Below are 14,595 nucleotides of genomic sequence, written 5' to 3'. Positions count from 1 at the left end.
GCACGGCCGCCGGGTCACCCGCCGCCTGGCGCACCATCCCGGTGACCAGGTCCGCGCGGGCGCCGGCGTGCGGGACGTCGGCCGTCGCCGCCTCCTCCTGGGCCCGCGCGGCGTGGGCCAGCGCGTCCTCCGGTAGGCCCTCCGCGAGGTCGACGGCGGCCAGGGAGGCGAGCAGGTGCGCGGTGAAGTACGGGAGCTCGTGCTGCCGGCTCTCGGCCAGCCCGCGCTCGAGGTGGGCGCGAGCGGCCCCGAGGTCTCCGGCCAGCCGCGCGCTGTCGCCCAGGCTCTGCAGGGAGGCCACCAGCCCCTCGGCGTCGTCGATCTGCTCGGTCAGCTCCAGCGCCTGCCGGCCGCCCTCGAGCGCGTCGTCCAGCCGCCCCTGGTCCATGGCGATCCGCGCGAGGTTGGTCAGCATCACCCCCTCCCGGTACCGGTGGCCGTCGGCGCGGAACTCCGCGAGCGCCTCCTCGGTGGCCTGGCGCGCCTCCTCCAGGCGGCCCATGTTCATCAGGAGCGCCCCGACCTGGCCGGTGACCATGGCCTCGCCCTCGTGGTCGTCGATGCTGCGGTGCTCCGCGCGCGCGTCGGCCAGGATCCGCAGCGCCTCCTCGTTCTCCCCCAGGTTCGTGGCCACGACCCCGAGCAGGCGGAGGTCCTCACCCGCGCGCTTGTGGTCCCCGATCGCCCGGGCCTCGACCAGCGACCGGCGCAGCAGCCTGCGGGCGGCCGCGTGCTCGGCGAGGTAGGCGAGGCTCCGGCCCCACTGCATGAGCGCGTCCGCCTCGAGGTCCTGGCGGCCGGCCTTCGCGGCCAGGCCGGCGGCCTCCTCCGCGACCGGCGGGACGGCGGAGTACTCCCCGCGGAAGAACAGCAGCCGCGCCTCGGCCAGCCGGATGCGGGCGGTCTGCTCCGGACCGGCGGGCAGTGCGGCCAGCCGGTCGAGCACCACCCGCTGCTCCTCCCGCCGGCCGAGCCGGTCCAGCACCGCCTCCCGGGCCAGCAGCACCTCGACCAGGAGGTCCGGCTCCTCGACGTCGGCGAGCAGCGCCTCCGCCCGGCCGATCAGCCGCAGCGCGTCGTCGTTGGCGAAGGCGCCGGCGGCGTAGCGGCCCGCGCGCAGATACCAGGACGCCGCCTCCCGGCGGTGCCCCGCGGCCTCGTGGTGGCCGGCCACCTGCGCCGCGTGCTCGTCGACCCGCCCGCTGCGCAGCACGACGTCCTCCAGCCAGCCGGCCGCCTCCGCGTGCAGGAGCCGGCGGGCGGACCGCAGCACCCCCTCGTAGGCGACGTCGCGCAGCAGCGCGTGCCGGAAGGAGAACTCCTGGCAGCCGGCGAACGTGGAGCGCGGCCGCTCGACGACCACGTCGTGCTGCGCGAGCCGGTCGAGGGGCACGCCGTCGGACGGCCGCACCCGGACCGCGGACGCCAGCCGGTCCACCGCCTGGTCCCAGAACACCCGCCCCACCACGGCCGCGCAGCCCACGACGCCCCGCTCGGCCGGGGGCAGCACGTCCAGCCGGGCCTGCAGCAGACCGCGCAGCGTGGTGGGGACCTGCAGGTCGTCGACCGCGCCCGCCCGCACCGTCCACTGCTCCGAGGCGGTGTCGACGACCCGCTCCTGGACCAGCCACTTCACCAGCTCCTCGACGAAGAACGGGTTGCCGTCGGCGGTCTCGGCCACCACGCCCACCAGCTCGTCGGGTACCTCCCGGGCGCGCTGCAGCAGCTGGCGCACCAGGTCGCGGGACTCGGCCTCCTCCAGCGGGCGGAGGGGCAGCAGGTCCATCCCGGCGGGGGCTCCCCACTCGGGCCGGCGCTCGAGCAGCTCGGGTCGGGCGGAGGCGACGACCAGCAGGGTGCCCTCCCCACCGGGCCCGGCGAGGGCGGCGAGCGAATCAAGGCTGGCGGCGTCGGCCCAGTGCACGTCCTCCAGCAGGACGACGACCGGTGCACGACGGGCCAGCCGGTCGAGCAGCCGCCGGACGAGCTCGCTCCCGCGCCGGCGCAGCGCCTGCGGATCGGTGGTGCCGACGACGGCCCGGCCCGCCTCGTCCAGCCCGAACCCCAGCCAGGTCGCGACCGTCTCGGCGGCGCCCTCGCCCTCCTCCGGCGCACCGTCGGGCGCGCCGAGCAGCTCCGTCCACCCGGTCGTCCAGCGGCCTCGCACGGTCGTCGGGTCGTCGGTGCCGCGGATGCGGAAGCGCTCGGCGAAGACGCTGCGCAGGAGCGCGTTCGCCACCCCCTGGGTGCTCGGGACGGCGCGACCGCGCAGCACCCAGACGTCGGTGGGGAGGCGGGCCAGCCATGCCTCGACGTCCCGCAGGACGCGCGACTTGCCGATGCCGGCCTCGCCGAGCACGGTGACCACCCGCCGCCCGTGCCGGCTCACGACGTCGGTGAACAGCTCCCGCAGCCGGTCGAGCTCGCCCGCCCGGCCCACCGTCTCGGTCTCGACGCCCTCGATGCCCCGCCCCTCGGGCCAGAAGCCCTCCCTGTCGGCGCCTTCGACGACGTAGGCGTCCACCGGACCGTCCAGGCCCTTGAGCTCCAGGCCGGTGAGCCGGCGCAGCCCGAAGGCGCCGCGCACCTGGCCGGCGGTGTCGGCCGACAGCAGGATCGACCCCGGAGGGGCCGCGCCCTGCAGCCGCGCCGCGCGGTTGATGGTCTCGCCGACGGCCAGGAACTCCCCGGAGTCCCCGCCGGCCATGCCGGTCACGACGACCTCGCCGGTGTCGATGCCGATCCGCACGGGCAGCCGGGCACCGTAGGTGGCCTGGGTGTGACCGTCGAGCCGCTCCAGCGCCTGGCGCATGGCCAGCGCGGCGCGCACGGCCCGGGCCGCGTCGTCCTCGCGGGACCGGTGCAGCCCGAAGACGGCCATGACCGCGTCCCCGATGTACTTCTCCACCACCCCGCCCTCGGCCTCGACCGCGCGGCGGGCCGCGGCGTAGTAGCCGCTCATGACCTGCTGCAGGTCCTCGGGGTCGAGCTTCCGGGCGACCGGGGTGCTGTCGACGAGGTCGGCGAACAGGACGGTGACCTGCTTGCGCTGCTCCCCCACCGCGCTGGCCACCAGCCGGTCCCGCTGCGCCACCAGCGGGGCGAGCGCGGTCTCGACGACGCCGTCGCCGAGCAGCGCGCGCTGCGCCTCGAGCGCGGTGATGGCTTCCTCGAGCGAGCGGAGCTCGGCGGGATACCGGCCCTCCGGTGACGCGACCACGGGCGTCCCTCCCGGCGATGCGGAGGAGGCGCACGCTACCGCCGCGCGGCTGCTGCGTCGCCGGTCGGCCGCGTCCCGATCCCGTGGGGATCAGCCCGCGGGGCGCACGTCCGGTGGCGGCGCCGGCCAGCGCGGGACACCGGCGATCGACCCCTCGCCCAGGGGCGCGGCGAAGCGCGGAGCCCGCTTCTCCAGGAACGCGGCGACGCCCTCGGCGCTGTCGGGGCCCGCGCCCAGCTCGACCACCGCCCGGGACTCCGCACGGTGCGCGTCCCAGGGCGAGGGGGCACCGAGCATCGACCACAGCAGCTGGCGCGCGGCGCCCACGGCGAGCCCGCTGGTGTTCTCGGCGATCTCCCGGGCCAGCGCGGAGGCGGTCGGCAGCAGGTCCTCGTCGGCCACGACGCGGGACACCAGCCCGCCGCGCAGCGCCTCCTCGGCGTCGAAGACCCGCCCGGTCGCGACCCACTCCATCGCCTGGCTGATCCCGACCACGCGGGGCAGGAACCACGAGGAGGCCGCCTCGGGCACGATGCCGACCCGGCCGAACACGAAGCCGAAGCGGGCCGAGGCGGCGGCGATCCGCACGTCCATCGGCAGCGTCATCGTCGCGCCGACCCCCACCGCCGGTCCGTTGACCGCGGCGATGACCGGCTTGCGCAGGGCGGCGAAGGCCAGGGCGACCACCCCGCCGGCGTCGCGGGGGAAGCCGGCGATCTCCTCGCGCAACGGACCCTCCGGCAGGATGCGCGCGCCCCGGTCGGCGAAGGTCGCCGGCCCGCCCCCGAGGTCGGCGCCGGCGCAGAACCCCCGGCCCGCCCCGGTCACCACCACGACCCGCACCCCGTCGTCGGCGTCGGCCGCCGCCACCACGCGGACGAGCTCGTCGGCCATGGTCGGCGTGAAGGCGTTCAACCGATCGGGCCGGTCCAGCTGCACCGTGGCCACCCGGTCGGCGACCTCGTACCGCACCTCGGTGAGTTCCACCGCGCTCCCCCGTCCGTCAGGAGCCCGGAGCCTGGCAGTCGACGGGGTGGGCGGTCAACGGCGACGACGGCCCGACCAGTCAAGGGTGACTGTCGGCCTCGACGGGTCTAGGTTCGCAGCGGTGACCACGACCGAGCCGACGACCTCGGAGCGCGGACCTCGCTCCCGGTCGTCGAGGACCGCGGACAGCCGGCTGCTGATCCTCGACGCCGCCGTCGCCTGCCTGGTCGAGGACGGTCACGCGGGCGCCTCGACCCTCGCGGTGCAGGCTCGTGCCGGGGTGTCCCGGGGGCGGCTGCTGCACCACTTCCCGTCGCGGGCCGAACTGCTCGTCGCCGCGGCCGACCACCTGACGACGACGAAGCTCGAGGAGGTGCGCGTCCGGGCCGAGTCCCTGATGGCCGACCAGCCCACCGGGCGCGAACGGGTCGACCGCGCCATCGACCTGATGTGGGCGACGTTCCAGGAGCCGCCGTTCTGGGCGGCGATGGAGCTGTGGACGGCGGCGCGGACCGACCCCGCCCTGCGGACGGCGCTGCGCAGCGGGGAGCGACCGCTGCGCGCCGCGATCGCTGCCGTCGCCGACGGCATCTGGGGCCCGGAGATCACCGGGTCGCCGCTCTACGCAGACCTCACCGAGACCCTCTTCACGAGCATGCGGGGGGTGGCCCTGCTCTACGCGTTCGAGGACCGTCCGGCCGCCACCGACCCGCACCTGGCGCTCTGGAAGCGCCTGGCCGCGCGGCTGCTGGACCTCGACAGCCGGGCGTGACCGGTCGCGGTTGACCCACCGGGCCGACCCCGACAGCATGACGCAGGTCACATCACCTGCCGCGAGGAGCTGTCGTGAGCGTCGCCGTCCCCGTCCTGCAGGGCCGCGGCATGACCATGAGCGACATGCTCGGCCGCTGGGCCCGCACGACCCCGGACGTCTGGGCGGTGCGCTTCGAGGGCGCGGGCCGCACCTACGCCGAGCTCGACCGGCGGGTCACCCGCTTGGCGCGGGCACTGCGCGAGCGCGGCGTCGGCACCGGTGACCGGATCGCGGTCCTGTCCCTCAACGGCATGGAGACGTGGGAGGCCTACCTCGCGGGCGTGCGGCTCGGCGCGATCGTCGTCCCGGTGAACTTCCGGCTGGTGGCCGACGAGGTGGCCTACGTGCTCACCGACTCGGGCGCGAAGGTCCTGATCGTCGATCCGCCCCTGGCAGATGTGGGCACCAAGGCCCGGGAGCAGGTACCCGGCGTCACGTCGGTCCTGCAGATCGGCGAGGAGTACGAGGTCGCGCTCGCGGCGGCCGGGGACGACCCGCTCGACGTCGTCGTCGACGAGGACGAGCCGGCGTTCATCATGTACACCTCCGGGACGACGGGGCGGCCGAAGGGCGCCGTGCTGACCCACCACAACCTGCTGATGCACGTGTTCAGCCAGGTCGTCCACATCGGCTGGCATCCGGAGGACCGGGTCGGGGCCCCCGGGGCGCCGCTGTTCCACATCGCCGGGCTGGCCGGCGGCCTGCCCCCGCTGCTGGTCGGCGGCACGAACGTGATCATCCGGTCGGGGGCGTTCGACCCCGTCGAGACCCTCGACATGATCGAGCGGGAGCGGATCTCGAGCATCTTCCTGGTGCCGGCGATGTGGGCGGCGGTCGTGGCCGTGCCGGACATCGCCGAGCGGGACCTGGCGCACCTGCGCCGGATCTCGTGGGGTGCGGCCCCGGCGTCGACGACGCTGCTGCGCACGCTGATCGACACGTTCCCGCAGGCCGAGGTGATGACGGCCTTCGGGCAGACCGAGTGCAGCCCGGTCACCTGCCTGCTGCGCGGCGAGGACTCGATCCGCAAGATCGGCTCGGTGGGCACGCCGATGCTCAACGTCGAGGTGCGCGTGGTCGACCCGGAGATGAACGACGTCCCGCGCGGTGAGGTGGGCGAGATCGTCTACCGCAGCCCGATGGTGATGAAGGAGTACTGGAACAAGCCGGAGGAGACGGCGGAGGCGTTCCGAGGCGGTTGGTTCCACTCCGGCGACCTGGTGCGGCAGGACGAGGACGGCTACTTCTACGTCGTCGACCGGCTCAAGGACATGATCATCTCGGGCGGCGAGAACATCTACTGCGCCGAGGTCGAGGACGTGCTGGCCGAGCACCCGAAGGTCGGCGAGGTGGCGCTCATCGGGGTCGCGGACGCGAAGTACGGCGAGGCGCCGCTGGCCGTCGTGGCACCGCGCGACCCCGCCGACCCGCCGACGTCCGACGAGCTCGCCGCCTGGTGCCGGGAGCGGCTGGCCCGCTACAAGAACCCGCGCGAGTACTCGATCGTCGGGGCGCTCCCCCGCAACCCGAGCGGCAAGGTGCTCAAGACCGCGCTGCGCGAGGAGCACTCCGCCGGCTCCCTGGTGGCCAGCCCGGCCGTCTGAGCACGAGCCCTCAGCCGGTCCAGACCTCGGCCACCCGGGCCGCGACCTCCGTCGCCTGGGCCCGTCCCGCGCGCGCCGAGGGCGCCCGGGCCGCCGGGTCGAGCACGTTGCGGCCGATCGCGGCGCGGCTCGCCTCGTCCGGGCTGACGACGGCGACCCGCGCCACGAGACCCGAGACCTGCGCGTCGACGCTGGCCAGCGGTCCGATGCCGCGGACGATCGGGGCCAGCACGACCAGCCGGTCGTAGCCGTGCGCGAGGTCGGCGTTGGCCGCCGACCGCATGCCGCCGTCGACGTACCGCTCGCCGTCGATGGTCACCGGCGGGTAGACGCCGGGGACGGCGCAGCTGGCCGCGACCGCCTGCAGCAGCGGCACCCCCGAGGTGCGGTCGAACGCGTGGAACTCACCGGTCGTCGCGTGCACCGCGGTGATGGTGAGCGCCCGGTCCGGCCAGTCGCTGCCGACCAGCCGCGCGCCGATGACGTCGAGACGCTCCTGCTCCGGGGGCGTCAGCCCGGAGTCCGCCGCGGTGATCGCGAGGCGGCCGATCCGGCGGCGGAACTCGACGTCGCGGCCCCGGCTGGTGAGCAGGGCCCAGGCGTACCGCGCGAGGTTCGCCCGGGACATCCGCGCGACCTCCCCCTCCGCCGGCGGTTCGAGCTGGCGGGCGAACATGGCGTCGAGCCCGGCGCCGCCGGTCACCTGGGCGCCGACCACCGAGCCCGCGGAGGTGCCCACGACCAGGTCGGCGTTCGTGAGGTCGACGCCGGCCTCGGCGAGACCGGTCAGCACCCCGATCTCCCAGGCGATGCCGGTGATGCCCCCACCACCGAGGACGAGGGCCGTGCGCTGGTCGCTCATGACCCCATCGTCACAGAACCTCGACAGAGGGTGTGGTCTGGGCCACGCTGTCGGTCGGACCACCCGACCGGAGAGGACGCGCATGACCGCCACGCAGCCGACCACCACCCCTGCGGCCGCGAGCTGGCCGCCCGGGCTGCCCCGGTTGCTGGAGTACCCCAGGGTGCCGGTCGGCTCGATCCTCCGCGCGGCGGTCCGCAGGTGGGGCGACCGGGAGGCGTTCATCGACCACGACGTCCCGCTGACCTTCACCGAGCTCGGGCAGCGCGCGCACGCCGTCGCCGGGTGGCTGGCCGACCACGGCATCGGCAAGGGCGACGTCGTCGCCGTCCACATCCCGAACTGCCGCCAGTACGTGCCCGTCTACTACGGCATCCTGCTGGCGGGGGCGACGTTCTCCCCCACCAACCCGCTGCTGCCGGCGGCCGACCTGGCCGCGCAGCTCACCGACGCCGGCGCGAAGGCCGTCGTCACCTGGGACCAGGTGCTGCCGCTGGTGCGCACCGCGCTCGACGCCACCCCGGTCGAGACGGTCATCGTCACCGGTGAGGCGCACACCCTCGACTTCGCCGCCCGCCTCGAGCTGGCCGATGGCGACGTCGACCTCGCCGACCTGCTGGGCGGCGACCCGACCGACCGGCACCTCGACGCCGCCGTCGACGTCGACACCGACCTGGCCCACCTCGCCTACACCGGCGGCACGACCGGCGTGAGCAAGGGCGTGGAGCTGCTGCACCGCAACGTCGTCACCAACGTCCTGCAGTCGGCCTGCTGGACCTCCGGCAGCGTCCCGGACCTCGACGAGCACGGCGACGTGACCGTGCGCCAGGTGGTCGGCGCCGACGAGTACCCGCTGGGCCCGGGCGAGGGCCGGATCATCAACCTCACCCCCTGGTTCCACGCGATGGGCGTCGTCGGCTACCTCAACGGCATGGTGATGGGCGGCACCACCGTCGTCATCCACATGCGGTTCGACCCGGTGGCGTACGTCGAGGACATGGCCAGGTACGAGGTGACCTCGATCGGCGGCGCGCCCCCGATCTTCGTCGCCCTGCTCCAGGTGCCCGGCTTCACCGAGCGGGACTGGTCGCACGTGCGCGGGGTGTCCAGCGGCGCGGCGCCCCTGCCGGTGACGCTGATCGACAAGCTCTCGGCCCTGCTGCCGAACGCGACCATCAGCGAGGGATACGGCCTGACCGAGGTCACGATGATGGCCAGCGGCAACCCGTCGTTCCGGTCGGGCACCCGCAAGCCGGGCACGGTCGGCGTGCCGGTCTTCGACACGGAGATCAGCATCCGCTCGCTCGAGGACGGGCAGCCGGTGCCGCAGGGCGAGCGCGGCGAGGTCTGCATCCGCGGGCCGCAGGTGATGCGCGGCTACTGGAACCGCCCGGAGGCGACCGCGGAGGCGATCGACGCCGACGGCTGGTTCCACACCGGCGACGTCGGCATCCTCGACGAGGACGGCTACCTGTCCATCGTCGACAGGACCAAGGACATGCTGCTCTACAAGGGCTACAACGTCTTCCCCCGCGAACTCGAGGAGATCCTCTTCGCCGTCCCCGGGGTGGCCGGCGCGGCCGTGGTCGGGCGGCCGGACGAGGAGGCCGGCGAGCTGCCGGTGGCCTACGTCGTCCGCAAGGGCGACGACGCCGGTGCCGCGCTGACCGTGGAGTCGGTCATGGCGGCGGTGAACGACAAGGTGACCCACTACAAGCGGCTGCGCGACGTCGTCTTCATCGACGCCATCCCGGTGTCGGCGGCCGGCAAGGTGCTCAAGCGCGAACTGGCGGCGAAGGAGCGGGAGAAGGTCAGCGGCTGACACCGCGGGCGCCGCACCCCGCACACCCCGACGGGTGCGGCGCCCGCGCGGCGGCGGCACCGCCTCACTAGGGTCGCCCCGTGACCCAGCCCGACGAGGTGCCGGCCGAGCACAGCGGCGTGCGGATCGCGCACGTCGAGGCCTCCCCCACCCGCCAGGTCGCGCAGCGGCTGCTGTTCGCGCTGTTCGTGCTGTTCGCCACGGTCCTCGTCGTGTACCTCGACCGGGACGGCTACACCGACAACACCGACGGCAGCGTCGACCTGCTGGACGCCTTCTACTACACGACCGTCACGCTCTCGACGACCGGCTACGGGGACATCACCCCGGTCACCGACCAGGCCCGGTTGATCAACCTGCTCGTCATCACGCCGCTGCGCGTGCTGTTCCTCATCGTCCTCATCGGAACGACCCTCGAAGCGCTGACCACGCGCTCCCGCGAGGAGTTCCGCATCCGTCGCTGGAGGTCCCGCGTGCGCCAGCACGTCATCGTGTGCGGCTACGGCACCAAGGGGCGCAGCGCCATCCGCTCGCTGCAGGCCAACGGCACCCCGCTGGACAGGATCGTGGTCGTCGACCCGGACCCCCGCGCGATCGACGAGGCCAACTCCGTGGGCCTGACCGGCATCGTGGGCGACGCCGGTCGCGCCGAGGTGCTCCGCCGCGCGTCGGTGGAGCGCGCCCGAGCGGTCATCGTGGCGGCCAACCGGGACGACGCCGCGGTGATGATCACCCTGACCGTGCGCCAGCTCAACCCCAGCGTGCCGATCACGACCAGCGTGCGGGAGGAGGACAACGCCGACCTCCTCCGCCAGTCCGGCGCCGACACCGTCATCACCACGTCGGCGACCTCCGGCCGGCTTCTCGGTCTGTCCACCGACGCGCCACGGGTGGTGGCCGTGGTCGAGGACCTCGTCACCGGGGGCCAGGGGCTCGACCTGCATCAGCGAACGGTCACCGCGAGCGAGGTCGGACTGGGTCCGCGGGACCTCCGGGACATCGTCCTGTCGGTGACCCGCGGCGGCCGCACCCTGCGCTTCGACGACCGCATGATCGGCACGCTCCAGCCCGAGGACGTGCTCGTCGTGGTCAAGGCGCACGACGCGAGCAATCCGAACCACCCGCCGACGCAGCCCTCCCGGAAGGTGTAGCCGCCCCCGGCTTCAGCCGACGCGCCGCACCCAGGTCCGGGTGACCTCGTCCCGGCCGCGGAGGCTCACCTCTGCGTCGGGCGTCCAGTGCTCGCGTTCCTCGGCGAGGGCCGCCTGGACGCTCGACTCGCTCGCCACGACCCGGCCCGGATGGTCCTTGGCCAGCTCGGTCAGCCGCGCTGCCTCGTTCACCGGGTCACCGATGACCGTGTACTCCAGCCGGCTGGCCGCGCCGACCTGACCGGCCCAGACCGGACCGCAGGCCACCCCCACGCCGACGTCGACCTCCCCCGCCTCGGCCACCGCCGTGCAGATGCGCCGGGCCGCGCGCAGGGCCGCGGTCGCCGCGTCGGGGTGGTCGGTGGGCGCACCGAACACGCAGACGGCGGCGTCGCCCGCGAACTTGTTCACCAGCCCGCCCTCGTCCTCGACGGTGTCGACGACGACCGCGAAGAAGCGGTTGAGCAGCCCGACCATCTGCTCCGGGCCCGTGCGCCGCACCAGCGACGTCGAGCCGGCGATGTCGACGAACAGGGCGGCCACCACGCGCTCCTCCCCCGCCAGGCTCACCCCGGTGCGCAGCGCCTCCTGGGCCACCGACGTGCCCACGTGCCGCCCGAACAGGTCGCGCAGCCGCTCGCGCTCGGCCAGCCCGGCGGCCATGGTGTTCACCCCCTCCTGCAGCAGGCCGATCTCACCGGCGTCGTCCACCACCACGTCGACGTCGTAGTCACCCCGGCCGACGCGCTGCACGGCCTCGCGCAGGTCGCGCAGCGGCTGGCCGACCGCGCGGGCGATGAGCAGGGTGGCCAGCCCGCCGACGAGCAGCGCGACCACCACGAGGAAGACGACGGCGCCCTGGCCCGGCCCGTCGGGGTTGCTGGGGTCGAGGAAGAGCAGGACGACGCCGACCAGCGGCACTCCGCTGGTCAGCGCCCAGGCGAGCAGCAGGCGCGGGCGGACGCCCAGGACCAGCGGGCCGACCGGCGGGTGGACCGACAGGGCGCGCGCGGTCACCGCCCGGGCCGCCCGAGCGGTGAGCAGGTAGGTGACGCCGGCGGTCACGACGCCGCCCAGCGTCACGACCACCCCGACGCGCAGCCCGACCAGGGGCTCGGGGAAGACGACCGCGGAGACGACGGCGGTCAGCACGGCCGCCACCAGCCAGACCGTCGCCGCGATGAGGGCGGTGTCGAGGGGCAGCCGGAGCGCCTGCCCGGCCTCGGCGGGGCTCGGATCGCGCCCCTCGGTCAGCCACGCGGCGGTCACCCGCTGCCGCCGCAGCCCGGCGAGCGTGGCCAGCGGCAGCGCGACGACGAGGTAGGCCGCGGCGATCCAGAGGACCTGGCTGCGGCCGGTGCTGCTGCTGCCGTCGTCGACACCGATGAGCAGCAGGACGACGGTGCCGACGCCGACCAGGTTGGCGAAGAGGACCAGCAGCACGATGAACGGGACGGCGGTGCGGCCGCTGGGCGCCCACTCTGCCCACACGCCCTCCCGCGCGACCGTGGCCGGCCGCTCCTCCTCCGTCGTCATGATCAGCGCAACGAGACCCGGGCGGCGGCGGTTCCGGGCGACCGCCCGATCGTGATCACGACGTCATCGTGGCCGAGGGGCGGGCCGACCGCCCTTCGGCCGAGCCCGGTCAGCTGCCCACGTAGTCGGCGAGGTGCTCGCCGGTGAGGGTGGAGCGCGCGGCGACCAGGTCGGCCGGCGTGCCCTCGAAGACGATCCGGCCGCCGTCGTGCCCGGCGCCGGGGCCCAGGTCGATGATCCAGTCGGCGTGCGCCATGACCGCCTGGTGGTGCTCGATGACGACGACCGACTTCCCGCCGTCGACCAGCCGATCGAGCAGGCCGAGCAGGTTCTCGACGTCGGCCAGGTGCAGCCCCGTGGTCGGCTCGTCGAGGACGTAGACGTCACCCTTCTCCGCCATCTGCGCGGCGAGCTTGATCCGCTGGCGCTCCCCGCCGGACAGCGTGCTGAGCGGTTGCCCGAGGGTGAGGTAGCCGAGCCCCACGTCGACCAGCCGGGACAGGATCGTGTGCGCCGCCGGGGTCCTCGCCTCGCCCTCGGCGAAGAACGCCTCGGCCTGCGTGACCGGCATCGCCAGCACCTCGGCGATGTTGCGCCCGCCCAGCGTGTACTCGAGGACGGCGGCCTGGAAGCGGCGCCCCTCGCAGGTCTCGCAGGTGGACTCGACGGTGGCCATGACGCCCAGCTCGGTGAAGATGACCCCGGCGCCGTTGCAGTCCGGGCAGGCGCCCTCGGAGTTCGAGCTGAACAGCGCGGGCTTGACCCCGTTGGCCTTGGCGAACGCCTTGCGGATCGGGTCCAGCACCCCGGTGTAGGTCGCCGGGTTACTCCGCCGCGAGCCGCGGATCGCCGCCTGGTCGACCATCACCACGCCGTCCCGCTCCGCGACCGAGCCCTGGATCAGCGAGCTCTTGCCGGACCCGGCCACGCCGGTGAGCACGACGAGGACGCCCAGCGGGATGTCGACGTCGACGTCCCGGAGGTTGTGGGTGTTCGCGCCCCGGACCTCGAGCGCCCCGGTGGGCGTGCGGACCGACTCCTTGAGTCGCGCCCTGTCGTCGAGGTGCCGGCCGGTGACGGTGTCGCTGGCCCGCAGCCCCTCCACGGTGCCCTCGAAGGTCACCTCGCCGCCGGCCGAGCCCGCACCGGGGCCGAGGTCGACGACGTGGTCGGCGATCGCGATCGTCTCGGGCTTGTGCTCGACGACCAGCACGGTGTTGCCCTTGTCCCGCAGCCGGAGCAGCAGGTCGTTCATCCGCTGGATGTCGTGCGGGTGCAGGCCGATCGTCGGCTCGTCGAAGACGTAGGTGACGTCGGTGAGCGACGAGCCCAGGTGTCGGATCATCTTCGTGCGCTGCGCCTCGCCGCCCGACAGCGTGCCGGCCGGCCGGTCGAGGGAGAGGTAGCCCAGCCCGATGCCGACGAAGGAGTCGAGCAGGTGCTGGAGCCCGGCGAGCAGCGGCGCGACGGAGGGCTCGTCGAGGTCGCGGACCCAGGCAGCGAGGTCGGTGATCTGCATGGCGCAGACCTCGGCGATGTTCTTGCCCCCGATCTTCGACGACCGCGCCTCCTTGCTGAGCCGGGTCCCGTCGCACTCGGGGCAGGTGGTGAAGGTGACCACGCGCTCCACGAAGCGCCGGACGTGCGGCTGGAGCGAGTCGATGTCCTTGGACAGCATCGACTTCTGCACCTTGGGGATGACGCCCTCGTAGGTGAGGTTGATGCCCTCGACCTTGATCTTGGTCGGCTCCTGGTAGAGGAGGGTCTGCAGCTCCTTCTTGGTGAACGTCCCGATCGGCTTGTCCAGGTCGAGGCCGATGCCCTGGAAGAGCCGGCCGTACCAGCCGTCCATGCTGTAGCCGGGCACCACGAGCCCGCCCTCGTTCAGGGTCTTGGACTCGTCGTAGAGGGCAGTGAGGTCGAAGTCGTTGAGCGACCCCATGCCCTCGCACTTCGGGCACATGCCGCCCTGGTAGACCGCCTCGCGGACGACGTTCTTCTCGACCCGGCCGCCCTTCTCGGTGCTCATGACCCCGCTGGCCTTGCGCGTCGGCACGTTGAACGCGAAGGCCGGCGGCGGGCCGATGTAGGGCGTCCCGAGGCGGCTGAACAGGATGCGCAGCATGGCGTTGGCGTCGGTGGCGGTGCCGACCGTGGAGCGCGGGTTGGCACCCATCCGCTCCTGGTCGACGAGGATCGCCGTCGTCAGGCCCTCGAGCAGGTCCACCTCGGGGCGGGCCAGCGACGGCATGAAGCCCTGCAGGAAGGCGCTGTAGGTCTCGTTGATCAGCCGCTGCGACTCGGCGGCGATCGTGTCGAAGACCAGCGAGCTCTTGCCCGAGCCGGAGACGCCGGTGAACACGGTGAGCCGGCGCTTGGGCAGCTCGACGCTGACGTCCTTGAGGTTGTTCTGCCGCGCGCCGACCACCCGGATGAGGTCGTGGCTGTCAGCGGCGTGATCGGCGGAGTCCTGCGGTTCGCGCCGGGTAGCCGTGCTCATGCTGCGGTGCCTCCATCCGTGCGGGCCGGCCGCGTGCGCGGTGACGGTGCGTTGTCTACCAGCGGTGTCCGACAGGGGTGACTGCCCGGCGCCGGCATT

At 74.0% G+C, this 14,595-nt stretch carries 9 protein-coding genes; 4 read left to right on the top strand and 5 right to left on the bottom strand.

The features are described from left to right. Together A6V29_RS17835 and A6V29_RS17830 are read right to left on the bottom strand one after the other, a co-directional pair. On the bottom strand, positions 1–3,220 hold a 3,220-nt coding region (locus A6V29_RS17835; RefSeq protein WP_137161555.1), incomplete at its 3' end, for an ATP-binding protein. Positions 3,221–3,310: 90 nt separating this feature from the next. Continuing rightward, positions 3,311–4,207, bottom strand: coding sequence for an enoyl-CoA hydratase-related protein (locus A6V29_RS17830; protein WP_137161554.1), 897 nt, complete (start codon positions 4,205–4,207; stop codon positions 3,311–3,313). Between the two features lie 121 nt (positions 4,208–4,328). On the opposite strand from A6V29_RS17830, the gene A6V29_RS17825 reads away from it, so the two are divergent. Both A6V29_RS17825 and A6V29_RS17820 read left to right on the top strand, forming a co-directional pair. Then, positions 4,329–4,979, top strand: a complete 651-nt coding sequence (locus A6V29_RS17825; RefSeq protein WP_170977941.1) for a TetR/AcrR family transcriptional regulator — start codon at positions 4,329–4,331, stop codon at positions 4,977–4,979. Between the two features lie 74 nt (positions 4,980–5,053). Continuing rightward, the gene (locus tag A6V29_RS17820; protein ID WP_212719557.1) at positions 5,054–6,625 is read left to right on the top strand and encodes a long-chain-fatty-acid--CoA ligase; all 1,572 of its coding nucleotides are present in this window, start codon (positions 5,054–5,056) and stop codon (positions 6,623–6,625) included. A 10-nt stretch (positions 6,626–6,635) separates the two neighbouring features. Here the strand turns inward: A6V29_RS17820 and A6V29_RS17815 are convergent, their stop codons facing one another. Beyond that, positions 6,636–7,487, bottom strand: coding sequence for a patatin-like phospholipase family protein (locus A6V29_RS17815; protein ID WP_137161553.1), 852 nt, complete (start codon positions 7,485–7,487; stop codon positions 6,636–6,638). 82 nt (positions 7,488–7,569) lie between these two features. Here A6V29_RS17815 and A6V29_RS17810 point away from each other — a divergent pair, with 82 nt between their 5' ends. Both A6V29_RS17810 and A6V29_RS17805 read left to right on the top strand, forming a co-directional pair. Beyond that, a complete protein-coding gene (locus A6V29_RS17810) occupies positions 7,570–9,309 on the top strand; it encodes a class I adenylate-forming enzyme family protein (RefSeq protein WP_137161552.1) in 1,740 nt (579 codons plus the stop codon). A gap of 80 nt (positions 9,310–9,389) precedes the next feature. Beyond that, the gene (locus A6V29_RS17805) at positions 9,390–10,460 is read left to right on the top strand and encodes a potassium channel family protein (RefSeq protein WP_137161551.1); all 1,071 of its coding nucleotides are present in this window, start codon (positions 9,390–9,392) and stop codon (positions 10,458–10,460) included. 12 nt (positions 10,461–10,472) lie between these two features. Here A6V29_RS17805 and A6V29_RS17800 read toward each other — a convergent pair whose 3' ends face one another. Together A6V29_RS17800 and A6V29_RS17795 are read right to left on the bottom strand one after the other, a co-directional pair. After that, positions 10,473–11,996: an adenylate/guanylate cyclase domain-containing protein gene (locus A6V29_RS17800; protein WP_137161550.1), complete on the bottom strand. Its 1,524-nt coding sequence runs from the start codon at positions 11,994–11,996 to the stop codon at positions 10,473–10,475. A gap of 109 nt (positions 11,997–12,105) precedes the next feature. Next, complete coding sequence (locus tag A6V29_RS17795; protein WP_137161549.1) at positions 12,106–14,496, bottom strand: ATP-binding cassette domain-containing protein; 2,391 nt, start codon at positions 14,494–14,496, stop codon at positions 12,106–12,108. Positions 14,497–14,595 lie beyond the last annotated feature (99 nt).

Source organism: Blastococcus sp. CCUG 61487, from assembly GCF_005222955.1.
GTDB lineage: Bacteria > Actinomycetota > Actinomycetes > Mycobacteriales > Geodermatophilaceae > Blastococcus.
Note: the sequence above shows the minus strand (reverse complement) of the source record. Positions and strands in the feature narration are given on the sequence as shown.